This is a genomic window from Pseudoalteromonas arctica A 37-1-2, assembly GCF_000238395.3.
Lineage (GTDB): Bacteria > Pseudomonadota > Gammaproteobacteria > Enterobacterales > Alteromonadaceae > Pseudoalteromonas > Pseudoalteromonas arctica.
Genome location: NZ_CP011025.1, coordinates 1,406,823 through 1,431,390, shown reverse-complemented (window position 1 = coordinate 1,431,390; position 24,568 = coordinate 1,406,823). Strand labels below are relative to the sequence as shown.

General features: G+C 39.5%; 20 protein-coding genes. 10 read left to right on the top strand and 10 right to left on the bottom strand.

Going from position 1 to position 24,568, the window contains the following annotated elements; translation table 11 throughout:
• Positions 1-23: 23 nt before the first annotated feature.
• The 5 genes from PARC_RS06435 to PARC_RS06415 all read left to right on the top strand — a co-directional run bounded on the left by PARC_RS06435 (position 24) and on the right by PARC_RS06415 (position 5,987).
• A complete protein-coding gene (locus PARC_RS06435) occupies positions 24-734 on the top strand; it encodes an ABC transporter ATP-binding protein (RefSeq protein WP_004335374.1) in 711 nt (236 codons plus the stop codon).
• Between the two features lie 3 nt (positions 735-737).
• Positions 738-2,051: an ABC transporter permease gene (locus PARC_RS06430; RefSeq protein WP_010553404.1), complete on the top strand. Its 1,314-nt coding sequence runs from the start codon at positions 738-740 to the stop codon at positions 2,049-2,051.
• Between the two features lie 11 nt (positions 2,052-2,062).
• Positions 2,063-3,271 carry an ABC transporter permease gene (locus tag PARC_RS06425; protein ID WP_010553403.1) on the top strand — a complete coding sequence of 403 codons (1,209 nt, stop codon included), beginning with the start codon at positions 2,063-2,065 and terminating at the stop codon, positions 3,269-3,271.
• A gap of 71 nt (positions 3,272-3,342) precedes the next feature.
• Positions 3,343-4,674 carry a sigma-54-dependent transcriptional regulator gene (locus PARC_RS06420; protein ID WP_010553402.1) on the top strand — a complete coding sequence of 444 codons (1,332 nt, stop codon included), beginning with the start codon at positions 3,343-3,345 and terminating at the stop codon, positions 4,672-4,674.
• Entirely contained in the window at positions 4,674-5,987 is a 1,314-nt protein-coding gene (locus PARC_RS06415) for a sensor histidine kinase (RefSeq protein ID WP_007584583.1), read from the top strand. Before PARC_RS06420 ends, PARC_RS06415 begins: the two co-directional genes overlap by 1 nt.
• A gap of 89 nt (positions 5,988-6,076) precedes the next feature.
• Here the strand turns inward: PARC_RS06415 and PARC_RS06410 are convergent, their stop codons facing one another.
• Complete coding sequence (locus PARC_RS06410; protein ID WP_004335359.1) at positions 6,077-6,415, bottom strand: Grx4 family monothiol glutaredoxin; 339 nt, start codon at positions 6,413-6,415, stop codon at positions 6,077-6,079.
• Positions 6,416-6,681: 266 nt separating this feature from the next.
• On the opposite strand from PARC_RS06410, the gene PARC_RS06405 reads away from it, so the two are divergent.
• The 4 genes from PARC_RS06405 to PARC_RS06390 all read left to right on the top strand — a co-directional run bounded on the left by PARC_RS06405 (position 6,682) and on the right by PARC_RS06390 (position 12,245).
• On the top strand, positions 6,682-7,263 hold the full coding sequence (locus PARC_RS06405; RefSeq protein WP_002960323.1) for a superoxide dismutase: 582 nt from the start codon (positions 6,682-6,684) through the stop codon (positions 7,261-7,263).
• A 210-nt stretch (positions 7,264-7,473) separates the two neighbouring features.
• Positions 7,474-9,396 (top strand): PrkA family serine protein kinase, encoded by a 1,923-nt coding sequence (locus PARC_RS06400; protein ID WP_010553401.1) that lies wholly within the window; start codon positions 7,474-7,476, stop codon positions 9,394-9,396.
• Between the two features lie 31 nt (positions 9,397-9,427).
• On the top strand, positions 9,428-10,711 hold the full coding sequence (locus tag PARC_RS06395) for a YeaH/YhbH family protein (RefSeq protein ID WP_010553400.1): 1,284 nt from the start codon (positions 9,428-9,430) through the stop codon (positions 10,709-10,711).
• 19 nt (positions 10,712-10,730) lie between these two features.
• A complete protein-coding gene (locus tag PARC_RS06390; RefSeq protein ID WP_010553399.1) occupies positions 10,731-12,245 on the top strand; it encodes a SpoVR family protein in 1,515 nt (504 codons plus the stop codon).
• Positions 12,246-12,360: 115 nt separating this feature from the next.
• Here the strand turns inward: PARC_RS06390 and PARC_RS06385 are convergent, their stop codons facing one another.
• Complete coding sequence (locus tag PARC_RS06385; protein WP_010553398.1) at positions 12,361-13,332, bottom strand: sensor domain-containing diguanylate cyclase; 972 nt, start codon at positions 13,330-13,332, stop codon at positions 12,361-12,363.
• A 3-nt stretch (positions 13,333-13,335) separates the two neighbouring features.
• Positions 13,336-14,340, bottom strand: a complete 1,005-nt coding sequence (locus PARC_RS06380) for a response regulator (RefSeq protein ID WP_010553397.1) — start codon at positions 14,338-14,340, stop codon at positions 13,336-13,338.
• A gap of 233 nt (positions 14,341-14,573) precedes the next feature.
• On the opposite strand from PARC_RS06380, the gene tpx reads away from it, so the two are divergent.
• Positions 14,574-15,155, top strand: a complete 582-nt coding sequence (tpx, locus tag PARC_RS06375; RefSeq protein WP_010553396.1) for a thiol peroxidase — start codon at positions 14,574-14,576, stop codon at positions 15,153-15,155.
• Between the two features lie 88 nt (positions 15,156-15,243).
• On the opposite strand, the gene adk is transcribed toward tpx, so the two are convergent.
• The 7 genes from adk to dnaX all read right to left on the bottom strand — a co-directional run bounded on the left by adk (position 15,244) and on the right by dnaX (position 24,565).
• On the bottom strand, positions 15,244-15,888 hold the full coding sequence (adk, locus tag PARC_RS06370) for an adenylate kinase (protein ID WP_010553395.1): 645 nt from the start codon (positions 15,886-15,888) through the stop codon (positions 15,244-15,246).
• A gap of 188 nt (positions 15,889-16,076) precedes the next feature.
• Positions 16,077-17,990 (bottom strand): molecular chaperone HtpG, encoded by a 1,914-nt coding sequence (gene htpG, locus PARC_RS06365; protein WP_007584077.1) that lies wholly within the window; start codon positions 17,988-17,990, stop codon positions 16,077-16,079.
• A gap of 118 nt (positions 17,991-18,108) precedes the next feature.
• Positions 18,109-18,834 (bottom strand): RluA family pseudouridine synthase, encoded by a 726-nt coding sequence (locus tag PARC_RS06360; RefSeq protein ID WP_010553394.1) that lies wholly within the window; start codon positions 18,832-18,834, stop codon positions 18,109-18,111.
• 4 nt (positions 18,835-18,838) lie between these two features.
• Positions 18,839-20,740 carry an MFS transporter gene (locus tag PARC_RS06355; protein ID WP_010553393.1) on the bottom strand — a complete coding sequence of 634 codons (1,902 nt, stop codon included), beginning with the start codon at positions 20,738-20,740 and terminating at the stop codon, positions 18,839-18,841.
• A 296-nt stretch (positions 20,741-21,036) separates the two neighbouring features.
• Positions 21,037-21,645, bottom strand: a complete 609-nt coding sequence (gene recR, locus PARC_RS06350) for a recombination mediator RecR (RefSeq protein ID WP_008165968.1) — start codon at positions 21,643-21,645, stop codon at positions 21,037-21,039.
• Positions 21,646-21,652: 7 nt separating this feature from the next.
• Entirely contained in the window at positions 21,653-21,979 is a 327-nt protein-coding gene (locus tag PARC_RS06345; protein ID WP_002962306.1) for a YbaB/EbfC family nucleoid-associated protein, read from the bottom strand.
• Positions 21,980-22,039: 60 nt separating this feature from the next.
• The gene (gene dnaX, locus PARC_RS06340) at positions 22,040-24,565 is read right to left on the bottom strand and encodes a DNA polymerase III subunit gamma/tau (RefSeq protein WP_010553392.1); all 2,526 of its coding nucleotides are present in this window, start codon (positions 24,563-24,565) and stop codon (positions 22,040-22,042) included.
• Positions 24,566-24,568: the final 3 nt, after the last annotated feature.

Below are 24,568 nucleotides of genomic sequence, written 5' to 3'. Positions count from 1 at the left end.
GCTAAAAATAATTAGGAACAACCATGTTACAAATGAACAATGTAAGTAAAGTATACCAAACAGAAATGGTACAAACCCATGCGCTTCGAGATTTTAATCTGCAAGTAAACGAAGGCGAATTTATTGCTGTTACTGGTCCTAGCGGCTCAGGAAAAACAACCTTTTTAAATATTGCAGGTATGCTCGAGCCTTTTAACGAAGGTGAATACCTGTTGGATGGCGTTAATGTTGGCAGCCTAAACGATAACCAACGTGCTGATTTACGTAATCAAAAGATTGGCTTTATATTCCAAGGCTTTAATTTGATCCCCGATTTAAATTTATATGAAAACATAGAAGTTCCTCTTCGCTACAGAGGGATTAAAGCAAATGAGCGAAAACGTCGAATTGAGCAATGCCTTGAACAAGTTGGTTTAGCATCTCGCGCTAAACACTTACCTCAACAACTCTCCGGTGGCCAGCAACAACGTGTGGCAATAGCCCGTGCGCTTGCTGGTGAACCTCGTTTTTTACTTGCCGATGAGCCAACAGGTAACCTTGACAGCTTAATGGCTCGCCAAGTTATGGAGTTACTTGAACAAATCAATCGCGACGGTGCCACTATTGTAATGGTAACGCATGATAGCGAATTAGCCCGCCGTGCTCCGCGTAATATTCAAGTAGTTGATGGACAACTTGCCGACTTTACGCTTTATCAGGGCGCGCAAACTATAAAAACAGCATCGGGGGTTTAACTAATGTTTATTCATTATTTAGATTTAAGTTGGCGCAGCTTCAAGCGCACCCCACTGGTTAGCTTTTTAATGGTACTTGCCATTGCGATAGGTATAGGCATAACAATGACCAGCCTTAGTGTTTATCACATGATGTCGGCCGATCCTATCCCAGAAAAAAGCAGCCAACTTTACAGTGTGCAATTACAAACAATGGACGATGGTAGTACGTGGTGGACAGAAGATAACATGCCACTGCAACTGACCTATCAAGATGCTGAGAACTTATTAAACGCACCCACGTCAGAGAAAAAAGTGGCTATGATGCGTACCGGCTTTTCAGTTTATCTGGACTCCGACAAAATAAAACCTTTTATAGGTAATGCTCGCATGACAACGCCTGACTTTTTTAGCATGTTTAATTTGTCATTTCTATACGGAGGGGCTTGGAGCAAAGAGCAAGAAAACTCAGCCGCACCTGTGGTTGTTATTACCCAAGAGATAAACGATAAACTATTTGCAGGACAAAACTCCGTCGGAGAACTGATTTACTTAGATGATGCAAGCTATCAAGTAGTTGGTGTTATTAACCATTGGCCTCTCAATATTAAATATTATGATTTAAATAACGGTGCATTTAATCAAGTAGAAGAGTTATTTATGCCCTTTAGCTTAATAAAGGCAAAAGAGCTCGTAAGTTGGGGCAATAGCAATGGATGGAAACACGAAAACACACCAACCTTTGCAGATAAACTGCAATCTGAGCAAGTATGGATCCAGTTTTGGGCAGAGCTAAATACGCTTGAACAAAAACAAGCCTATCAAAATTACTTATTAGCCTATATGCAAGAACAACAAAAACGTGGTCGATTTAATCGTAAAGAACTTGAGTATAAACTTCGCGATGTAAACCAATGGATGCAATACAACAACGTCGTCACCGAAGACAATAAAATTTTAGTGGGCCTGAGCTTTATGTTCTTAGGTGTCTGCTTAGCCAATATTTTAGGTTTACTTTTAGCTAAGTTTTTACGCAGAGCGCCAGAAGTAGGTGTAAGGCGCGCATTAGGTGCTAGTAAAAGGCAAATATTTTTACAGCACTTAGTTGAGGTCGCCATGCTTGGCTTTATAGGTGGCATGCTAGGAATTGTACTAGCACAACTTGGCTTAATGGGCGTAGGGCAAAGCTACGACTACTATGAAAACTTAGCGACAATGGATTTAACCATGCTATTGAGCGCTCCATTGATTGCAATTACAACCTGCATTTTGGCTGGTTTGTACCCAGCTTGGCTAGTGTGCAAAACCAACCCTGCCATTTATCTTAAGAGCCAATAAGGAATTTAACAATGTTAGAAATAAAACCTATATTCAACGCCTTATGCCGCTCAAAGGTGGGCGCTGTATTACTGCTAATTCAAATTGCAATCACAACGGCAATAGTCAGTAATGCTGCATTTATCACTCAAGACAGAATTAGCTATTTAAACCAAGAAACGGGCTACCCTGAACAAGATATATTTAAGTTTAATGTAATGACCTTTGGTACTGATATTAACTTAAGTCAGCAGTTTGAGCTTGATGAAAGCATGCTTAGAAAAATGCCAGGCGTGGTCGATGCCGCATTAAGCAGTAGTATTCCGCTATCAGGGAGTGGCAGCGCTTCGAGCTTTAATTTAAAACCTGCTCCACAAGAAGGCCTAAGTGTCAGGACCGCTTATTTTTTTATAGATGACCACGCAATTAATACCTACGGCGTTAACTTAATTGCTGGGCGAAACTTTACCGAAGATGAAGTGCTCGTTACAAACGAAATTACACAAAAGCGCACCAACGTCACTATAGTCACTAAAGCCTTACTTGATGAGCTCTACCCTGATGGAGATGGTTTAGGGAAAATAGTTTATTTTGGCGACCTACCACTTAAAATTATTGGCGTGATCGGAAAAATGAAAGGCCCGTGGCTCAAAGACAGTAAACCCGATAATCTTGCGTTTATTCCTTATATTAAAGCAGCAAGTTATGCACAAGTTGCCGTTCGTACAGAGCCTGGTCAGCGAGCAGCTGTAATGAAAGAAATAGAAAATGCTATGCTCGAAAATTACAGCAAACGCGTTATTAACAACATTAAAGGACTTGATGAATTAAAAAATGAGTATACCGCTCAAGATCGCCTCATGATGCGCATGCTCATAGTATTAATCACTATTTTAGTGCTTATAACCGCTCTCGGTATTTTTGGCTTAACCTTATTTAATATTAGCAAACGTACTAAGCAAATTGGTACACGCAGAGCACTTGGCGCAAGAAAGTCAGCTATTGTTAGCTACTTTTTAGTAGAAAATGCATTAATTTGTAGCCTAGGTTTAGCCTTAGGTGTAGTAACAGCAATACTGCTTGGGAAAATGTTAATGCAGTATTTTTCTGTAGCTGCACTACCGCCAAGTTATATAGCCGTTACTGCCATTGCCGTATTTTTAATGAGCTTACTTGCGGTATTAGCGCCGGCTAAACGCGCTGCTAATATTTCGCCCAGTATCGCAACTCGCACTATTTAATAATATGTAAATCACTATGCTACACTGCTTAGTAAGGCAGTGTAGCCATTAAAAAATTATAAAAAAAACCTATGACTCATAAAATACTCATTGTTGATGATAACCAAGCAGTACTCGACGCACTTTCGTTATTGCTCGAAATCCACGACTTTTCGGTAGTCACTGCAACAAACCCGTTTGATGCTCTGCAAATAGTTCGCTATCAGCGAATTGAGCTTGTAATTCAAGACATGAACTTTACCAGCGACACCACCTCTGGCGAAGAAGGTAAAACGTTGTTTTATGAACTACGAGAAATAAACCCACACCTCCCTATTATACTTATTACAGCCTGGACCGAACTTGCCACCGCCATTGAGCTTGTAAAAGCAGGTGCTGCCGATTACTTACCAAAACCCTGGGATGATGCAAAACTACTAGTTTGTATCAGTAATTTAATAGAGCTAGGCAGTGCTAAAAAAATAGTGGCGACACATAATCGCCATCAACAAGAGCGTGAAGGTACATTTAAAAGCGCAGACCTTGCCGGGCTAATATTTAAAAGCACGGCTATGGAACGACTGGTCACTATGGCGCTACAAGTAGCTAAATCTGATATATCTGCATTAATTACAGGCCCTAATGGGAGTGGTAAAGAGTGCATTGCGCATATCATTCAAAAAAACTCCCCACTTGTATCGCAACCTTTTATTAAGGTAAACGCAGGCGCACTACCACAAGAACTTATAGAAGCCGAACTTTTTGGCGCTGAAGCTGGCGCATACACGGGGATAACTAAACAACGTATTGGTCGCTTTGAAGCAGCTGATGGCGGTACGTTATTTTTAGATGAAATTGGTAATTTACCACTTTCAGGACAAATAAAATTACTACGCGTAGTACAAACCGGCGAGTTTGAACGTTTAGGCTCAACACAAACACAAAAAGTAAATGTGCGAGTAATATCGGCTACTAACGAAAACTTACTACAAGCAATTGAACAAGGTCGATTTAGGGAAGACTTATATTATCGCCTTAATGTAATTGAACTCAATGTGCCTGCCCTTAGCGAAAGGCAAGATGATGTTTTAGCACTCATTAGCCACTTCTTACCTCACCGAGAGCTGACTATAAACACAGAGCAAGCACTTCAATATTATAAATGGCCAGGTAACGTTCGAGAGCTAGAAAATGCTTGTAAACGTGTAGCGGTACTAAAACCAACAGGTGCGCTTACAGTCGATGACTTTGCACTTTCGTCATCGGTTACTGCTCAACAAGAAGCAAAAGCAGAACCGACCAAACAGGAAATAGAACACGCAATGCGCGCTCATCAAGGTGTTATAGCCAAAGTGGCCCGTGAATTTGGTTTAAGCCGACAAGCTCTTTATCGTCGATTACAAAAAATGGGTATTGATTATTAATGCCAAACATTATTAGCCACTTTACCCTAAGCCAAAAGGTTGTGTTAATTTGCGCACTTTGTAGCGCGCTGCCTGTTTTTATTATTGCCGCACTTAGTGGTTTTGATATGTACTACACTCTGTTTTTAATATTACTAACGCTTGCATTTAGCACCTTGCTTTCAAGAGCTCTCACCAAACCAATAAAGCTTGGCATGCAATCGCTCGAAACCGGGTTGCTTAATTTTAAAGATGGTGAGCTCTCCAGCTTACTAGCGTATAAAAGTAATGATGAACTTGGAAAACTATGCCGACTTTATAATCAAACCGCTAAACAGCTTCGCCAAGAAAAACAATGGATTTACCAGCGCGAGTTAATGCTTGATAAAGTATTGCAAAGCTCGCCGCAAGCGTTATTACTGGTCAATGATAATAATACGGTGGTATTTAGTAATTTAATTAGCCGTAGTTTATTTAATAGCGCAACCCGCCTTGAAGGTATGCAGCTAAGTAAATTGCTCGAAAATTCGCCCCTGCAATTAATAGCAGCTATAGAGCACGGTGTTGATGGCCTCTTTAATATAGAAATAGAGAATCAAGACTCGCAAACTTGGCATTTAGCCACCGGGGAGTTTTTACTCAATAACCAAAAGCATCATTTATATATATTTAAACAATTAACCCGTGAGCTTAGTCGCCAAGAAGTTGCCGTGTGGAAAAAGGTAATACGCATTATCAGCCACGAATTGAATAATTCACTCGGCCCTATGTCGTCCATGTTACACAGCGCACAATTGCTCGCAAATAAAGTTGATGAGCCCCGCCTTGCCCGTGTATTTGCAACTATTGATGAGCGAATTAGTCATTTAACTGAATTTGTACAAGGCTATGGTAAGTTTGCTAAATTACCTCAGCCACAAAAAACACGGATTAACTGGCAAAACACACTCAATAATTTAAAAAATCACTGGCAATTTAGCTACGAAATAAAAAATTCACACAATGAATTACAAGCTGATCAAGCCCAACTCGAGCAGCTGCTCATAAACCTATTAAAAAATTCACACGAGTCAGGCTCCAACGCCAATGAAATACATATTCAGGTCGAATTTGTACCCCAAGCTTGTGTTATAAATGTGAGCGACTGCGGCAAAGGAATGAGCGAGCAAGTAATGGCAAATGCTTTAGTGCCCTTTTATTCTACAAAAAGTACGGGGAGTGGTTTAGGGCTAGCCTTATGCAGAGAAATAGCAGAAGCGCACCAGGGGCATATAAGTTTACACAACAAAATAGAGGGCGGCTTAAACGTACAAGTGAGCCTTCCTTATTCGTAAATTCACAAAAATTAAAAACAACAAAGCCACTTAAAAAGTGGCTTTGTGTTTAAAGAGCTTAATAACCTGATAGCAGGTTGAGTAATAAATTACTCTGCGTCAGCTTCTTTATATTTAGCAGCAGTTTCTGTAATTAACGGCTGTAATTCACCGCGTTGAAACATTTCGATAATAATGTCACAACCACCAACTAATTCGCCATCTACCCAAAGTTGTGGGAATGTTGGCCAATTTGCGTATGCTGGAAGCTCAGCACGAATGTCTGGATTAAGTAAAATATCAACGTATGCAAATGGTTCACCACATGACATTAACGCTTGCGATGCTTGTGAAGAAAAACCACAATTTGGTAATTTTGGTGACCCTTTCATGAAAAGGATTATTGGGTTTTCTGAAATTTGCTGTTTAATTTTATCAATGGTTTCCATCTACAACCTCAAAGTAACGATAGCTAAATATATTTAGGTCTTGAAAATAACTCATCGTGACCACAAATATATAACTTAAAATGGGCAAATAAAGCCGCAATTGAAATAGTCTTTCGCAATAGCATTGCTGTTTGCTTAAACTTGAGTAAAATACTCAACAATTATAGTAACACTATATTACCGCTTGGTATAGGTAACTGCTCTGTTTCAACAGGCATTACGTATTACCAAATGGACTATCAACCAAAGAAGATGGAGATAAAAAAATGGCATTTGAACTACCGTCACTACCATATGCAATCGACGCACTTGAGCCACATATTTCAAAAGAAACACTAGAGTTTCACCATGGCAAACACCACAACACTTACGTGGTTAAGCTTAATGGTTTAATCCCTGGTACTGAGTTTGAAAACAAATCTCTAGAAGAGATCGTATGTTCATCAGAAGGCGGCGTATTTAACAACGCAGCACAAATCTGGAACCATACTTTTTACTGGAACAGCTTATCTCCAAACGGCGGCGGCGAGCCTACTGGCGCAGTTGCTGATGCAATCAACGCTAAATGGGGTTCTTTTGATGCGTTTAAAGATGCATTAAATGACAAAGCAGTAAATAACTTTGGTTCAAGCTGGACGTGGTTAGTTAAGCTTGCTGATGGTTCACTAGACATCGTTAATACATCTAACGCTGCTACACCATTAACTGATGATGGCGTTACTCCAATCCTTACAGTGGATTTATGGGAACACGCTTACTACATTGATTACCGTAACGTTCGTCCAGATTACCTTAAAGGTTTTTGGTCGCTTGTTAACTGGGAATTCGCGAACGCTAACTTCGCTTAATTAGCCTTTAAACGCTAATGTAAAAAAGACGCTTAGGCGTCTTTTTTTGTTTGTTGTTTATCACACCTAAGCGCCTCATCATTTAATAAAACGCTTTTAGTAACATGATCTTTTTTCACTTAAATTTTTAATTTTATTGCACAAAAATACACATTCGTGACTAGACTTTAAAAGGTAAGCACCTTTTTACAGCGGGTTTCGGAGGTTATTATGACGATTTTTGAGCATTACCAAGCACGATACGAAGCGGCACAGGAAGAAGAATACAGTATCGCTGAATTTCTTGAGATTTGTAAAACCGATAAGTCTGCCTACGCCAGCGCACCAGAACGCCTACTCATGGCAATTGGCGAACCAAACATGGTAGATACCGCAACGGATGCACGACTAAGCCGGTTATTTTCTAATAGAGTCGTTGCGCGCTACCCTGCCTTTGCTGATTTTTATGGTATGGAAGACGCCATTGAGCAAATAGTCTCTTATTTAAAACACGCCGCCCAGGGGCTTGAAGAATGCAAACAAGTGCTTTATTTACTTGGACCTGTTGGTGGGGGTAAATCATCCATTGCTGAAAAACTAAAATATTTAATGCAACAAGTGCCTATTTATTCAATTAAAGGCTCTCCGGTAAACGACCATCCCCTTGCATTATTTGACCCAATAGAGGACGCCGACGTACTAAAGCAAGAATACGGTATTAAACCGCGCTACTTAAAAACCATTATGTCGCCTTGGGCTGGAAAACGCTTAAAAGAATTCAATGGCGATATTAGCCAGTTTAGAGTGGTTAAACGCTACCCTTCTATTTTAAACCAAATAGGTATTGCCAAAACCGAACCAGGAGATGAAAACAACCAAGATATTTCGGCGCTAGTGGGTAAGGTCGATATTCGCCAGCTTGAGCACTTTGCCCAAAACGATCCTGATGCATACGCCTACTCGGGCTCTTTATGTTTAGCTAACCAAGGGCTGATGGAATTTGTAGAAATGTTTAAAGCGCCTATTAAAGTGCTGCATCCTTTACTTACTGCAACCCAAGAGGGTAATTACAACGGCACAGAAGGCATTAGTGCCCTGCCCTTTAATGGCATGATCCTCGCTCACTCTAATGAATCTGAGTGGCAAACTTTTAAAAACAATAAAAACAACGAAGCATTTTTAGACCGTGTTTATATTGTAAAAGTACCTTACTGCTTACGTGTCACTGAAGAAATTAAAATTTACGACAAATTACTTGAGCACAGCGAGCTATACAACGCGCCATGCGCACCAGGTACACTTAAAACATTGGCGCAATTTACGACGCTATCACGTTTAAAAGAGCCAGAAAATTCAAGTATCTATTCTAAAATGCGGGTATACGATGGCGAGACCCTAAAAGATACCGACCCTAAAGCAAAATCGTATCAAGAGTATCGTGATTACGCAGGTGTTGATGAAGGCATGACGGGGCTCTCTACTCGCTTTGCGTTTAAAATTTTATCTCGTGTGTTTAACTTTGATACCACTGAGGTTGCCGCAAATCCGGTGCACTTGTTCTATGTACTTGAGCAACAAATAGAGCGCGAACAATTTTCAAGCGAAATAGAAGAGCGTTATTTAAGCTTTTTAAAAGGCTATTTAATTCCGCAATATGTAGAATTTATAGGTAAAGAACTGCAAACCGCCTATTTAGAATCGTATTCAGAATACGGACAAAACATTTTTGACCGTTATGTTATTTATGCAGACTTTTGGATACAAGACCAAGAATATCGCGACCCTGATACAGGACAACTATTTGACCGCGAGGCACTTAATGCCGAACTTGAAAAAATAGAAAAGCCAGCAGGTATTTCTAACCCTAAAGATTTCCGTAATGAAATAGTGAACTTTGTATTGCGTGCCCGTGCGCATAACAACGGTAAAAACCCACTATGGACAAGCTACGAAAAACTACGCACGGTAATTGAGAAAAAAATGTTCTCTAATACCGAAGATTTACTTCCTGTTATTTCGTTTAATACTAAAACGTCTGCAGAGGATCAGCAAAAGCACGAAGACTTTGTGAACCGTATGGTCGAAAAAGGCTATACACAAAAACAAGTTCGCTTGCTTTCTGAGTGGTATTTACGGGTTAGAAAATCGCAATAACCTTCATAGTCGTAGTATATAGGAGGTCAATATGGCGCATTTTATAGATAGGCGTTTAAACGGAAAAAATAAAAGTACGCTTAATCGCCAGCGCTTTATTAGGCGCTATAAAAAACAAATTAAAGAAGCAGTTTCAGATGCGATTAACAAACGCAGCGTTACAGATTCAAGCTCTGGTGAGAGTATTTCTATTCCACAACGCGATATCAGCGAACCCACGTTTCATCAAGGGCAAGGTGGGAATAGAGAACAAATTCACCCTGGTAACGATCAGTTTTCTACAGGTGATAAAATTGAACGCCCTAAAGGTGGACAAGGCGCGGGGGCGGGAGAAGGTGATGCCAGCGATTCGGGCGAAGGGCAAGATGAATTTGTATTTTCGATATCAAAAGATGAATACCTTGATTTACTGTTTGAAGATTTAGAACTTCCTAACTTACAAGAGAACCAGCTTGATAAGTTAGTGCAAATGAAAACCCATCGCGCAGGGTTTTGTAGTGATGGTATGCCTAGTAATATTGATATTGTCCGCTCATTACAAGGCTCGCTTGCACGCCGCGTGGCAATGAGTGCAGGTAAAAAACGCCGACTAGTCGAGCTTGAAAAACAACTTGATGCGTTGCTTGATGAGCAACATAGCGATAAAGCGGCAATTGCTTTATTACAAAAAGAAATTGCAGCATTAAAAGTACAAATTAAATCGGTCCCGTTTATTGATAACTACGATTTACGTTTTCGTAATTACGAAAAGCGCCCTCATCCCACCAGCAAAGCGGTGATGTTTTGTATTATGGATGTGTCAGGCTCAATGGATCAGCCAACAAAAGATATGGCAAAGCGTTTTTATATTTTGCTCTATCAATTTTTAACGCGCAGTTATAAAGACATAGAAGTTGTTTATATACGTCACCACACACAGGCAAAAGAAGTAGACGAGCAAGAGTTTTTTTACTCTCAAGAAACTGGCGGCACTATTGTTTCGAGCGCACTTAAATTAATGAACGAAATAATAAAAGAGCGTTATCACGCAAACGAGTGGAATGTATACGCCGCACAAGCCTCTGATGGCGATAATTGGGCGGACGACACCCCGCAGTGTGGTGAAATTTTGCGTAATAAGCTTTTAAACGCAGTTCGTTATTTTGCCTATATTGAAATAACCACTCGTGCTCATCAAAGCCTATGGCGCGAATATGAATCAATAACACACAGCCATAGTAATTTCGCCATACAACATATTCAAAGCGTTGAAGATATTTACCCAATTTTTAGGGAGCTATTTAAAAAAGGTCGTCAACAGCAAAACTCTGCATAGCCAAAAGCGAGGTAGCATTATGAATGATAAACGATTGAGTGATGGCCCAGATTGGACCTTTGATTTATTAGATGAGTATCAAGGTGAAATTGCCCGTGTTGCAGCTCACTACAGGTTAGACACCTACCCTAATCAAATTGAAGTGATAACCGCAGAGCAAATGATGGATGCTTATTCAAGCGTTGGTATGCCTATTGGCTACAGTCATTGGTCGTACGGTAAAAAGTTCATTCAAACAGAGCAAAATTATAAGCGCGGACAAATGGGTCTCGCTTACGAAATAGTGATAAATTCGGACCCTTGTATTGCGTACTTAATGGAAGAAAACACCCTACCTATGCAAGCGCTTGTAATGGCACATGCATGTTACGGACATAACTCATTTTTTAAAGGTAATTACTTATTTAAAACCTGGACCGATGCTGGCTCAATTATTGATTACTTGGTATTTGCTAAAAACTACATAAGCCGCTGTGAAGAAAAGCATGGTATTACACAAGTAGAAGCCCTTCTCGACTCATGTCATGCATTAATGAATTACGGAGTCGATCGCTACAAACGTCCACAACAAATATCGTTATTTGAAGAACAAAAACGTCAACAAGAGCGTGAAGACTACCTTCAATCGCAAGTAAATGAATTATGGCGGACTATTCCTGAGCAACAGCAAGAAACCAAAAAGAAAGTACGCCATTTTCCTTCTGAGCCCCAAGAAAATATTTTGTATTTTATTGAAAAAAATGCCCCATTACTCGATTCTTGGCAACGTGAAGTGATACGTATTGTTCGTAAAATTTCGCAATACTTTTACCCACAAAAACAAACTCAGGTAATGAACGAAGGTTGGGCAACTTTTTGGCATTACACCATCCTTAATCACTTATATGATGAGGGAAAACTCACCGACTCTTTCATGTTAGAATTTTTACAAAGCCATACCAACGTCGTTTATCAGCCACCTTATAACAGCAAGTATTATTCAGGCATTAACCCATATGCTTTAGGCTTTAATATGATGGTTGATATTCGCAGAATATGTGAGCACCCAACTGAAGAAGATAAACGCTGGTTTCCTGAATATGCAGGCAGTAATTGGCTAGATACACTGCATTTTGCAATGGAAAACTTTAAAGATGAGAGTTTTATTAGCCAGTTTTTATCGCCTAAATTAATTCGTGATTTTAAATTATTTACTATTATTGACCATACTAATAATCCCCATTTAGAAATTGGCGCAATACATAACGACAACGGCTATAAAGCTGTAAGAGAAGCGCTCTCAGCGCAGTACAACTTGAGTAATCATGAACCCAACATTCAAGTATATGACGTTGATATTAGAGGTGACCGTTCACTAACCCTACGCTACGTACCTCATAACAACATTCCTTTAGCAAACTCGCACGAGGAAGTACTTAAGCATCTTTACAGATTATGGGGCTTTAAAGTAAAACTAGAGCAAGAGTCAAAGTGTGGTGAGGCTTCTATAATTGGCCAATGCCCAGTCGATGACTCTCGTCATACAACACAATAGTAAGGAACAATAAAGCTTTTAATATTGATTGGTTTTCATACTGATTGGATTACCTTAGCAGAATATACAAACGTAGTATTATTTAATCTTAAATTCTAGATATAAAAACTGACGCTTAAGCGTCAGTTTTTATATCTGTATAGGCTGTTACTCTGTTTCGGCCTGTATTTTTTGAGTGATATAACGCTTTATCGGCAGCTTCTATCCAACGCTCATGATTTTTAAAATCATTACTATTGCCAGCAAAGCCGATGCTCACCGTCATTTTTATTTCAAAATGTTTATACTTAACTGGATTTGACTCTATATGTACTCTTAAACGTTCAGCAAATATAGTCGCCCCCTCTTTATCTGTATCAAGTAAAGTTACTACAAACTCTTCACCACCGTAACGGCCAGCTATATCTGTTTCACGCAGTGTAGTACGTAATAAGTTTGATAGATGACGGAGCGCTTCATCGCCGCAACTATGCCCGTATTCATCATTTATTTTTTTAAAGTGATCAATATCAAACATTAATAATGTACTACAGCCACCACTTCGCTTAACTCTTAAAAACTCTTGGCGTAGCGTACCTTCCCAATGTCCACGATTTGCAAGCTGCGTTAAACTATCTGTTTGACTAACTTGTTCTAATTTTTTGTTTAACTCTTCAAGCTCTTTTTTATTTACCGCAACATCGGTCACATCGTACAAAATAATACAAATATGGCTCACTTCTCCTACTGTATTAGTAAGTGGAATAAAGGTCGCATTTTGGTACATGTAATCAGCTTTACCGGTAATCGGTCTATAATTTTTAAACCTGAAAATATAAGGCTGTTGCTCCCAAATAGTAAAAGAGCGGTTTTTTAAAACAAAAACCGACTCTGATTTACTTCTAAACCATTTTTCGTCTATTGCTGGAAATAAGTCAAATAGGTCTTTATCTTTTACTGCGCTTGGTAGAAGCCCTGAATGGTTTTCCATAAAGCCATTCCATACACACACCTTGTAGTCTCTATTAAGTACCACAAGACCTACATCTACGGTATTAAACATATCCATAAACCAATGGATCTCATTCATTTCTAAATCAGCAGCCATAACTTAATCTTCTAATAGGTAAGCAACTTTATACTTCAAAGTTTTAAGTGAATCTTCAGTAAATAACAACATGAGATCGCAATTTATATCATGGTTTTCAATACCGTAACTAATCTCTATAGCAAGCGTGCGCTGCCAACGTGACTTATTTGATTTAACTAACTCAGACACGTCTCTGTGCTGACCAAGTACTATGGGGTGTCCTTGGCTAAATGACATATCAAGCTGCTTTGAAAGACCCGTTAAAATAGCACCTATCAAAATATTACTAATATCCATAAGCAGTTCAAGTTCAACTTTGTCGTTTAACTCGCCGTCATAATTCATCAATGAAGCTATTTCTTTAAAGCTTGAATCATTTAAAAGTAATAGTGCTTCACCAGAAATACCACCGCCAATAAAGCCTTGGCACACACCCGATGTAGCAGCGTTATTATCAATAGAGCGTAGCGCCATATCGAGTTCGTTAACTTCTAAAATATTTACATTCGGAATTGGAAGCTTTACAAACACATTAAGCAGGCGCGCAAGCAAATCCCCAGCCTGCCCCATAGCAACGTTAGTGAGTTCTTGGTATATATCACGTACATCAGGGTCAACTTGCTCTCCTAGTGAATGAGAGAGACGTTCACGCATGGCTTTGTCTTTAATTCCATGGTGTTCAATTATGCTGGCTAGTTTTTCGGGGGAACATGGTTTTTGAATAAAATCGATAGCACCCAGTTCAAGCACTCTTTGGTGTGCACTTGGTTGAATGTCACCAGAGACAACAACAGTGAGTATATTAAGTCCCTGTTCTTTCATAGCTATTAATACTTCATAACCATCCATTTCTGGCATGTTTAAATCGAGAAAAAGTATCTCTGGTTCAATTAATTTTATCTGCTTTATGCAGTCAACGCCGTCAAGTGCAAATTCAACTTTAATATCCCAATCTTCAGGTAATGATCGAGCTAGCTGACGTCTAGCTAATTTTGAGTCATCACATATTAATACCGATGTTGACATATTATCTCTCTATTTCTAAACCCGTCATGAGCATTAAAGTCATTTTATAAAGGTTTTTATTTTTATTATTAAATATACCTTTTGTAACTGCATGTTAATCAAAGTTTAGCCCAGTTACAATTTTTATATCACAGAGCTAACCCTTATTCTGTCAAGCAGATTTAATCACTTGGTTACTATAGCGCAGTATAATACACTGACGCCCATTGCGTTAATTTAAAAGGAAATACCTTATGTTACGTTCACTTGCCTTTGCTTTGAGTGCATTTTGCTCCGTGGCTATTGCAGCCGACTATCCAGAAAACACGCTTGATGTAGGAAAAGTCTCCGCACAAGGCAAACCAGTAACTTTATTAGGTAATGGGATCTCTGTTGGAGATAGCGCGCCAAACTTCAAAGTAGTTGATGACAACTTCATCCCTGTAACGCTTGAGGATTACAAAGGCCAAGCTGTATTGATAAGTGTAGTGCCAAGTCTTGATACAGGTATTTGTAGCCTGCAAACTAAGCATTTCAATGAAAAAGTAGCCTCGCAATTTCCAAGTGTTGTAATGCTAACAATTAGTGCTGATTTACCATTTGCTCAAAAGCGTTTTTGCAAAGCTGAAAATATCGATAAAATCACTACGTTATCAGATTCTGTTTGGCGCGATTTTGGCCAAAAATACGGATTGATTATTAAAGATATGGGCTTATTAACGCGAACTGTATTTATTTTAGATGAAAGCCATAACGTCATTTATAAACAATTAGTTAGTAGCCTTTCAACTGAACCAGAATACAACAGCGTAATTGAGAAACTTGAAACGCTGTAAAGCCGATTAAATAGCATTGATTAAGCAATGCTAAACAGCCTTAAAACAAAAAACCGCCAATTGGCGGTTTTTTAATGTGCTTTTATAATTAACCTAAAAGCTCACCAAGTTGTGAACTAACAGCTTCAACAGCTTGTGTACCATCTAGTTTGTGGTATTGAGTATTACCAGCAGCAGCTTCTGCTTGGTAGTAATCAACTAATGGCATAGTTTGCTCGTGATAAATACCTAAACGTTTACGTACTGTTTCTTCAGTATCATCAGCGCGAACAATTAAGTCTTCCCCAGTTTCGTTGTCTTTACCTTCCACTTTTGGTGGATTATATACAATATGGTAAACACGACCAGAACCAGGATGAACGCGACGTCCGCCCATACGTTCAACAATCACTTCGTCAGCCACGTCAAATTCAATAACGTGATCAACCACTACGCCATTTTCTTTCATCGCATCAGCTTGAGGAATTGTGCGTGGGAAGCCATCAAGTAAAAAACCTTTCTCACAATCAGCTTTAGTAATACGCTCTTTTACTAAACCAATAATAATATCGTCAGAAATTAGTTGACCAGCATCCATTACTTTTTTTGCTTCTAAGCCTAATGGCGTGCCCTCTTTAATTGCTGCACGTAACATGTCGCCAGTAGAAATTTGTGGAATACCGTATTTGTCCATTAAAAACTGAGCTTGAGTACCTTTACCTGCACCCGGCGCGCCCAAAAGAATAATGCGCATATTATTGTCCCCTAGTATGGATATTTATTTTAAAGCCTGAATTCTTCCACAAGCGCCGCCGATACTCAAGCAACTTATACTAATTGATGAGTTGTTGATGTATTTACAGCGCATTAAAAAAGGGAACATACGTTCCCTTTTATTTAAAGTATATAATTTATACTTTTATTAACTAAATAGTTAACTGACTACTTGCTTAGTTCAAGCATTAGTTTGTTTAGGCGAGTAACAAACCCAGTTGGATCTTTAAGTGTACCGCGCTCTGCAAGTAATGCTTGGTCTAATAAAACATGTGACCACTGTGAAAATTTATCTTCATCTTGTTCGTCATTCAAATGCTTAACAAGTTGATGCTCTGGGTTTAGCTCAAACACAGGTTTTGCTTCTGGTGCTGCTTGACCTACAGATTCCATTAGCTTTTGCATTTGTGAGCTCATGTCGTTGTCGTCGCTTACAACACATGCTGGAGAATCTGTTAGGCGGTGCGTAAAGCGCACTTCTTTAACGTCATCACCTAGTGCTGTTTTAATACGCTCAACAAGGCCTGCCATTTCTTTTTCAGACTCTTCTTGTGCTTTTTTAGTTTCTTCGTCGTCCAGCTTACCTAAATCTAAATCACCACGTGTGATTGACTGTAGTTGCTTATCAGCAAATTCAGTTAAGTGGCTCATCATCCACTCGTCAACACGGTCACTTAATAACAATACTTCAATCCCTTTTTTGCGGAAAATCTCTAAATGAGGAGAATTTTTCGCAGAAGTAAATGTATCAGCTACTACATAGTAAATTTTGTCTTGGCCTTCGTTCATACGTTCAACATATTGCTCAAGCGACACATCTTGCGTTTCTGAATCAGTATGAGTAGACGAAAAACGTAGTAGCTTACATACAGCTTCTTTATTTGCCGCATCTTCAGCTGGGCCTTCTTTCATTACTTGGCCAAACTCATTCCAAAATACTTGGTAATCGTCAGCTTTGTTTTTAGCCATACGCTCAAGCATTTTAATAATGCGCGATGTACACCCTTTACGAATAGCTTGCGTTACTTTGTTGTCTTGTAGAATTTCACGAGATACGTTTAGAGGTAAATCGTTTGAATCTAGTAACCCTTTTACAAAGCGAAGGTAGCTTGGCATGAACTGCTCAGCATCATCCATTACAAATACACGTTGTACGTAAAGTTTTAAGCCACTTTGACGTTCACGGTTCCATAAATCAAAAGGTGCTTTTTTAGGGATGTATAAAAGGCTCGTGTATTCAGTTTTACCTTCAACCTTATTATGTGCCCAGCTAAGTGGATCTTCCCAGTCGTGGCTTACGTGCTTGTAAAACTCTTTGTATTCTTCATCAGAAAGCTCTGACTTATCACGCGTCCACAATGCAGTTGCACGGTTAATGCTTTCCCACTCACCTGGTACTGCTGGAATTTTTTCGCCGTCTTCGCCTTCAGACTCTGGTACTTCTGCTTTAAACATTTGTACAGGTGTTGAAATATGGTCTGAGTATTTTGTAACAATGCCACGTAAGCGGTAATCGTCAGCAAATTCTTTTTCTTCATCACGAAGATGTAAAATAATGTCGGTACCACGGCCTTCTTTTTCAATTTCTTGAAGCGTGTATTCGCCTTCACCTTGAGATTCCCACTCGTAAGCGGTTGTTTCACCCGCTTTACGTGTACGAACAGTTACTAAATCAGCAACAATAAATGCTGAGTAAAAACCAACACCAAATTGACCAATTAATTGTGAATCTTTACTTTGATCACCCGTTAAGTTTTTGAAAAACTCAGCAGTACCCGACTTTGCAATAGTACCCAATGAGCTTATTACTTCATCACGTGTCATACCAATACCATTATCAGAAATGGTAATTGTATTTGCTTCTTTATCTGCGCTAATACGAACACGTAAATCGGCATCACCTTGGTAAAGGTCGCCTTGAGATAGCGCTAAAAAGCGTAACTTGTCTGCCGCATCTGATGCGTTTGACACAAGTTCGCGTAAAAATATTTCTTTATTAGAATAAAGAGAATGAATCATTAAGTTTAATAATTGTTTTACTTCTGTTTGAAAGCCTAATGTTTCTTTTTGTGCTGCAGTCATTTATATATCTCCAATTTGCAAAGTGTCTGCGTTATGCACTTAATATGGGGTGAGGTGTTAGAACTTCAAGGGAAAAATCAAAAAAAGGTGAAACGAAAAAATAGAATATCTCGTTTATCTAAAATGGGTGCGGACAATTAATATGAATCTTTTCACCTGCTGTTGGATGTTCAAAATATAAATCGCTGGCATGTAATTGTAAGCGTCCTGCCATGTACTCACTTTGCGCACTTTTATATAAATCACAGCCTAAAATTGGGTGCCCTATAAACTGGCTGTGTATTCGTAATTGATGGGTACGTCCGGTAACGGGCGTAAATTGCACTAAGGTTCTGCACGGTTGTTTAAGCCGCTCAAGCACACTGTATTCACTCACCGCTACTTTGCCCGTCGTTTGGCAAATTTTAACTCGCGGAAAAAGCAGTTTATCTTTTGCTATTGGCGCAGTAATTGACCCCTCATCAACAGCTAAGCACCCTTCAAGCATCGCTACATAACGCTTTTGAATAGTGCGCGCCTGAAACTGTTTATTAAGATGCTTTGATGCTTTGGCGTTTAATCCAACAATCATAATGCCCGATGTACCCAAATCTAACCGATGCGGTAACTTTGCCTCAGCAAATGCGGCTGTTAACTCTTTTTGACCATTTACTAAACGGTAATGTACTGAGTCCCAGTTAAGCGGATTCTTACCAGACAAACTTAATAACCCACTGGGTTTATTGATCAGTAAAATATCATCATCTTGATATAATATTTCAATAAACCCGTCGCACTTAGGCGCTACAAAGTCATCAACAATCATTTGTGACTCTACTGGTGTATCCAATATTGAGTTAGCCATTAAATTAGTCAATATCTTTTGAATGAAGCGCTTTTAAAGCCAATACTTGCTCACGTAAATCGTCTGCTACTACTTTGTCAGCGGCAATCGGGGTACCTACTGCAACCGACACCAAAGACCATTTTAATCGTGGTAGTTGCCACTTAGCTTTTCGGCTAAACATACTTCCCCACAGGCCCCCTAAATGCACAGGAATAACGGGCACAGGTGAGCGCCCAATAATGCGCTCGATTCCACGGCGAAAAATATCGATAGAGCCGTCACTGGTTAGTTTTCCTTCAGGGAAAATACCAACAAGTTCGCCTTTATTAAGCGCAGCAGCCACTTCGTCAAACGCTTTTTTAAACGCTTCTGGATTGGTTTTTTCACTGTTAATGGGAATAGCTTTGGCCATTTTAAATAACCAATGTAGGGCTGGCGAATAATAAATAGGGGCAAATACCATAAATCGGATAGGCCTTGGTGATGCTGCTAAAATAAACATCCAATCGACAAAGCTCACGTGATTACACACTATAACGGCAGCGCCTTCATCTGGAATATTACTTTCACCTTTTGTACGCACTCTGTACATACAAATAGCTAAAATATATATAATAAATCGTAAAAAGAACTCTGGTACTTTGGTATAAATATAAACAGATATAAGCAAGTTTAGCCCAGCAAGTAACAGTAGCAACTCTGAAATACTCCACTGAAAAACAGACAGCGTTACAATACTTAAAACAGCACTGCCCACCATAAACAGTGCATTTAATACATTGTTAGCCGCTATAACTCGTGAGCGACTCGACTCTTCAGTACGCTGTTGAATAAGCGCATACAGAGGTACAGTATAAAAACCAGAGCCAATACCAATGCCTGCCATCCATACAAAATGCCACACCATGTCGCCTGTTTTTAATAACTGATCAAGCGTCAATAATTCAAGGTTTTGAGGTAAATAAGAGCTAATAGCGCTCTCTTGGCTCAGTAAGTATAAAAACAAGGTAATTAAAATAGCGCCAAAAGGCACAATTCCTAATTCTATTCGAGAGCGAGAAAGCTTTTCACACAATAACGAACCAATAGCAATACTTAGTGAAAACACAACAAGCGCGCTAGTTACAACCAGTTCATCGCCGCCCATTGTGTGTTTTACATAATTTGGTAGGGACGTTAAAATAATTGCGCCAATTAACCAAAACCAACTGATCCCGAGGACTGATTTACCAACCGATTCTGTTTGCGAATTAAGTGCTGAAAATACGTTTTTCGTGGATGAAAATATATTATAGGTAAATTTTAAGTTAGGCTCGTTTGCCTCACTAATGGGTATAAAGCGACTGCTCACATAACCTATAACAGCCAGTACTAATACGGCAATACTTATAAGCGTAGGCCCTACTGATTGAGTAATATAATAGGTGCCAAAAATTGTACCAATTAATATTGCTACAAACGTGCCTGATTCAACCAAGCCATTCGCTTTTGTTAATTCGTTAGGGGCTACGTGCTGCGGTAAAATAGAGTACTTTAATGGACCAAAAAACGTACTTTGTACGCCCATTAAAAATACGGTGGCTAACATCAGCCAAACATACTGCGTTAAAATAGAGACAGCCCCTATAACCATAATAGGGATTTCACATAGCTTTACGATTCTGATTAGTTTGGATTTTTCTGTTTTTTCAGCTAGCTGCCCCGCCATTCCTGAAAATAAAAAGAAAGGTAGGATAAATAACCCAGCAGCAATATTTGAATAAAGTGCGCCATCAGCAAGCGTTGCAGCCTGGAATATCAATAAAATAAGCACTGATTGCTTATACACGTTATCGTTTATCGCTGAGAAAAACTGCGTAATAAAAAGCGGTAAAAAACGCTTACTACCCAGTAATGTACCTTGGTAGGGTTGATTATCTTTCATTGTATTCCTTACTAATTAGAGACATAGCCCAAAAATATATTATACCAATTTGTTTAATTAAATGATCTATTTTGAGGGCGGAAAAACGTGTTGATAGCTAGGCAAAAAATTCGCTATTTAGTTGTTCTAAATGAGAATTTTTTAACGCAGGTAGCGACACGTTTAGCCCCGCAAAATGATTAAGTATTATTGCGGATTGGTATTTGATTGTTTCTAAGCTTACCTTAAAAACAAAAAAGCCTACATGATTTAATCATGCAGGCCTTTATAATATCTTTTCAAATAGTAACTTAGAGTTAGTCTTGTGTAACTAAACGCCTGCCGCTAAAAGCATGCATAAGCGTTCTACCATCTACTAAATCAAGCTCGCCCCCCACAGGAATACCGTGAGCAATACGCGAAGCACCTACTTTATATTTATGACAAAGCTGAGCAATATAATGAGCTGTAGTATCGCCTTCAACGGTAGGGTTAGTCGCTAAAATAACCTCATTAATACCGCCTTGAGCAAGTTTTTGCTCTAAAACGTCTAAGCCAATTTCTTTAGGGCCGATACCGTCAATTGGCGATAAATGACCCATTAAAACAAAGTATAGCCCTAAATACTGACCTGTTTGCTCAATGGCAAGCACATCAGTAGGCGATTCAACAACACATAATATGCCGCTGTCTTGGCGTTTTGTACTTAAACAAATATCGCACTGAGCTTGTTCGCAAAAAGTACGACAAGACTGACAATGCCCTATGGCTGTCATTGCTTTAGTCAATGCATTGCCCAGCTGAGTGCCTCCCTTTCGGTCGCGCTCAAGCAAGTGAAAAGCAATACGTTGCGCCGACTTTGGACCTATGCCCGGTTGACAGCGAAGTGCTTCTATAAGCTGATTTAAACTATCTGAAAGTTGCATTATTTACTTAAAACGGCATTTTCATACCTGGTGGTAATTGCATACCGCCAGTTACTTTACCCATGCGCTCTTGTGTTTCTTCAGCAACACGGCGTACAGCATCGTTACATGCTGCTGCAAGTAAGTCTTCAATCATGTCTTTGTCGTCTTCCATAAGGCTTTCATCAAGCTGAACACGACGTACATTGTGGTTACCAAGCATGGTTACTTTAACTAAACCGGCACCGGCTTCGCCAACAACTTCTAATGTTGCGATTTCGTCTTGGGCTTTTTGCATGCGATCTTGCATTTGCTGCGCTTGCTTCATCATGTTGCCCATTCCACCTTTAAACATAACTTTCTCTCTTTCTTTTAATACATTAATTAACATGAACATAAGGGCGATTGTAAGTAATTACAATGCCTGAATACTGTTTTCGTCAATTTCGGCGCTAAATACTTGCTGAAATTGTACTATGTTTTCATCAGATGTGATCACATCGATTGCTTGTTGATGACGACCTGCATCAATTTTTTGCTGAATAAGATAAGGAGAGTCAATAACTCCCTTAGCAAAATTAATACTTAACGACACGTTATGCTCATAAATACTCGACAATGCGGCATCTAATCTTTGGCGAAGCATCGGTGTATCTAAATGCTTTTGTGATTCATCAACGTCTATATGTAAACTGTTGCCTTGCTTGGTAAATATTGAATGCAATGCAAATTGGCGCATACGACCACCCAGTCCCATACGTTTAATTAAATAAGCCCATTCATCTTGTTGATGTGCAAATCTAATTTCACTAATTGGGCTTTGAAAATCATCAGGGGCAGGAATACTTACTTCCTCTGGCACTATTTCAGGCGCTTTTTGAGGGTTTATTTGCTCAAGTAATTCTGGCGCAAGATTTTCAGTAATTGTTTGGTGCTTTGCTTTAAAATCAATCTTACTAGCTGGCTTTATGTTGGAGTGATTATGTGCCTGGGTTTGGCCCCCTGTTACTGGGAGCTCATGCTTTTTTTCACTCTCACCTTCGCTATCAGTTGCCCAAGGAGGGATATCGCCAGACGCAGTACTTGAAGGGCTATTAAGCTCACTTGCACTTGTATCTGCACTACCTTGATGAACACTTTGGGCTTTAGGCATTCTTGGATGCTGTTCTGGCTTTTTAGCGGGCACTTGGCTTGGCTGCACTGCTACATTATTTGCAGATGTACTTGTACTCTTGCCTGATAACCTACCCGCACCCGATATGTTTCTGTCACGTAAAATACGAGCAATGGCAGATTGCGCCTGCGCTTCTTGTTCAGCTATTGGCGTACTTGCATTATGATTTGTTAAGGGCTCTGGTGAAGACTCTGAGTTTGCAGTAGGTGCAGGTTTAAAACCCTGATCTACAGCGCTACTCATTATATCATCAAACTGCGAAGCTAGCGTTTGCTCAGCATCACTATGTTGCATGTAAGCTTCATCTTCACTTTGGCGCTGGGCTTGAGCATCCGAAACAACATTGGTTTGTGGTTGATCATTAGCTGAAGCCTGTTGTTCAAAAGCGTTTTCACTTTGTTGAACCGGTTGCTCTACTGCAACTTGGGCAGGCTCATTATTACTTTGTACGACATCATTATTCGATGTCTGAGCGGCAACATTTGGTAAAGGCTCTATCTCAAGGGATTTAGGCTGCTCTGTATTGCTAACTGGCTTAGTATTATTTACAGGGACACTACTTTGGCTAGCTACAGTGTTTTGCGATGTTTTATTTTTATTTAATATATCTCGCAGTGCATTTGCGCGGCCTTGTTTATTTGGGGCCGGCTCTTCGTTTACTGTGTGTACAGTTTGTTGAGCGTCTGTAGGCTTAAATGCTAATAATCTTAGCATTATCATTTCAAAACCTAAACGAGGCTCTGGTGCCCATTGTAAATCTTTTTTACCATTTAACAGTAACTGATAATAAATTTGAATTTGTTGTGGGCTCGTATGTTGTGCAACATGAGCAATATAATCTACATTTTTTTCATCTAGCCCTGCCGCTTCTGGCACTAACTGGGTTAGTTGGGTCAAATGCGTAAGTGCAATTAAATCATCAAGCAATGCAACATAATTAGGATTACGACTTGCCACCTGTGCAATCTCATCCATTAGCGCAGCGCCATCTTGTGCAAGTAATGCTGCAAGCAAACTTTGGCTATAATGAGTATCCATTAAACCAAGCATTGTTTGTACTGCTTGATTATTAATATCACCATTTGTTTGTGCAATAGCTTGGTCAGTTAAGCTAAGCGCATCACGCATACTGCCATCAGCGGCTTTTGAAATAATGCTAAGTGCATCAGTGTCAAAGCTAAGCTGCTCTTGAGTAAGTACGTGTTCAAGCTGTGTTTTAATTTCACTTTGCGACAAGGCATTTAGGTTGAATTGTAAACAGCGAGATAAAATAGTAACTGGTAGTTTTTGAGGATCGGTCGTCGCCAATAAAAATTTCACATGCTCTGGTGGCTCTTCAAGCGTTTTCAAAAGCGCATTAAAGCTGTGCTTAGAAAGCATGTGAACTTCATCGATTAGGTATACTTTATAACGTCCACGTGTTGGTGCATATTGAACGTTATCGAGTATTTCGCGGGTGTCTTCTACTTTTGTACGAGAAGCCGCATCTATTTCGAGTAAGTCAATGTAGCGCCCTGCTTCTATATCTAAACAGCTGCTACATTGGCCACACGGATTTGCAGATATACCTTCGTCGCAATTTAAGCTTTTAGCAAAAATACGCGCAATAGTGGTTTTACCTACACCGCGGGTTCCAGTGAATAAATAAGCGTGATGCAGTCTATTTTGTGTAAGCGCATTTACAAGCGCTTGCTTAACATGAGACTGCCCAACCAATTCATGAAAGGTTTGAGGACGCCATTTTCTCGCTAGAACCTGATAACTCATCGA

Excerpts from the sequence above, each read along its gene's own strand:
- PARC_RS06415 (WP_007584583.1), top strand. The coding sequence starts at position 4,674 with ATGCCAAACATTATTAGCCACTTTACCCTAAGCCAAAAGGTTGTGTTA.
- PARC_RS06400 (WP_010553401.1), top strand. The coding sequence starts at position 7,474 with ATGACGATTTTTGAGCATTACCAAGCACGATACGAAGCGGCACAGGAA.
- PARC_RS06405 (WP_002960323.1), top strand. The coding sequence starts at position 6,682 with ATGGCATTTGAACTACCGTCACTACCATATGCAATCGACGCACTTGAG.
- recR (WP_008165968.1), bottom strand. The coding sequence starts at position 21,645 with ATGCAACTTTCAGATAGTTTAAATCAGCTTATAGAAGCACTTCGCTGT.
- PARC_RS06390 (WP_010553399.1), top strand. The coding sequence starts at position 10,731 with ATGAATGATAAACGATTGAGTGATGGCCCAGATTGGACCTTTGATTTA.
- PARC_RS06420 (WP_010553402.1), top strand. The coding sequence starts at position 3,343 with ATGACTCATAAAATACTCATTGTTGATGATAACCAAGCAGTACTCGAC.
- adk (WP_010553395.1), bottom strand. The coding sequence starts at position 15,888 with ATGCGCATTATTCTTTTGGGCGCGCCGGGTGCAGGTAAAGGTACTCAA.
- PARC_RS06430 (WP_010553404.1), top strand. The coding sequence starts at position 738 with ATGTTTATTCATTATTTAGATTTAAGTTGGCGCAGCTTCAAGCGCACC.
- PARC_RS06385 (WP_010553398.1), bottom strand. The coding sequence starts at position 13,332 with ATGGCTGCTGATTTAGAAATGAATGAGATCCATTGGTTTATGGATATG.
- PARC_RS06425 (WP_010553403.1), top strand. The coding sequence starts at position 2,063 with ATGTTAGAAATAAAACCTATATTCAACGCCTTATGCCGCTCAAAGGTG.
- tpx (WP_010553396.1), top strand. The coding sequence starts at position 14,574 with ATGTTACGTTCACTTGCCTTTGCTTTGAGTGCATTTTGCTCCGTGGCT.
- PARC_RS06395 (WP_010553400.1), top strand. The coding sequence starts at position 9,428 with ATGGCGCATTTTATAGATAGGCGTTTAAACGGAAAAAATAAAAGTACG.
- PARC_RS06355 (WP_010553393.1), bottom strand. The coding sequence starts at position 20,740 with ATGAAAGATAATCAACCCTACCAAGGTACATTACTGGGTAGTAAGCGT.
- PARC_RS06345 (WP_002962306.1), bottom strand. The coding sequence starts at position 21,979 with ATGTTTAAAGGTGGAATGGGCAACATGATGAAGCAAGCGCAGCAAATG.
- dnaX (WP_010553392.1), bottom strand. The coding sequence starts at position 24,565 with ATGAGTTATCAGGTTCTAGCGAGAAAATGGCGTCCTCAAACCTTTCAT.
- PARC_RS06380 (WP_010553397.1), bottom strand. The coding sequence starts at position 14,340 with ATGTCAACATCGGTATTAATATGTGATGACTCAAAATTAGCTAGACGT.
- htpG (WP_007584077.1), bottom strand. The coding sequence starts at position 17,990 with ATGACTGCAGCACAAAAAGAAACATTAGGCTTTCAAACAGAAGTAAAA.
- PARC_RS06435 (WP_004335374.1), top strand. The coding sequence starts at position 24 with ATGTTACAAATGAACAATGTAAGTAAAGTATACCAAACAGAAATGGTA.
- PARC_RS06360 (WP_010553394.1), bottom strand. The coding sequence starts at position 18,834 with ATGGCTAACTCAATATTGGATACACCAGTAGAGTCACAAATGATTGTT.
- PARC_RS06410 (WP_004335359.1), bottom strand. The coding sequence starts at position 6,415 with ATGGAAACCATTGATAAAATTAAACAGCAAATTTCAGAAAACCCAATA.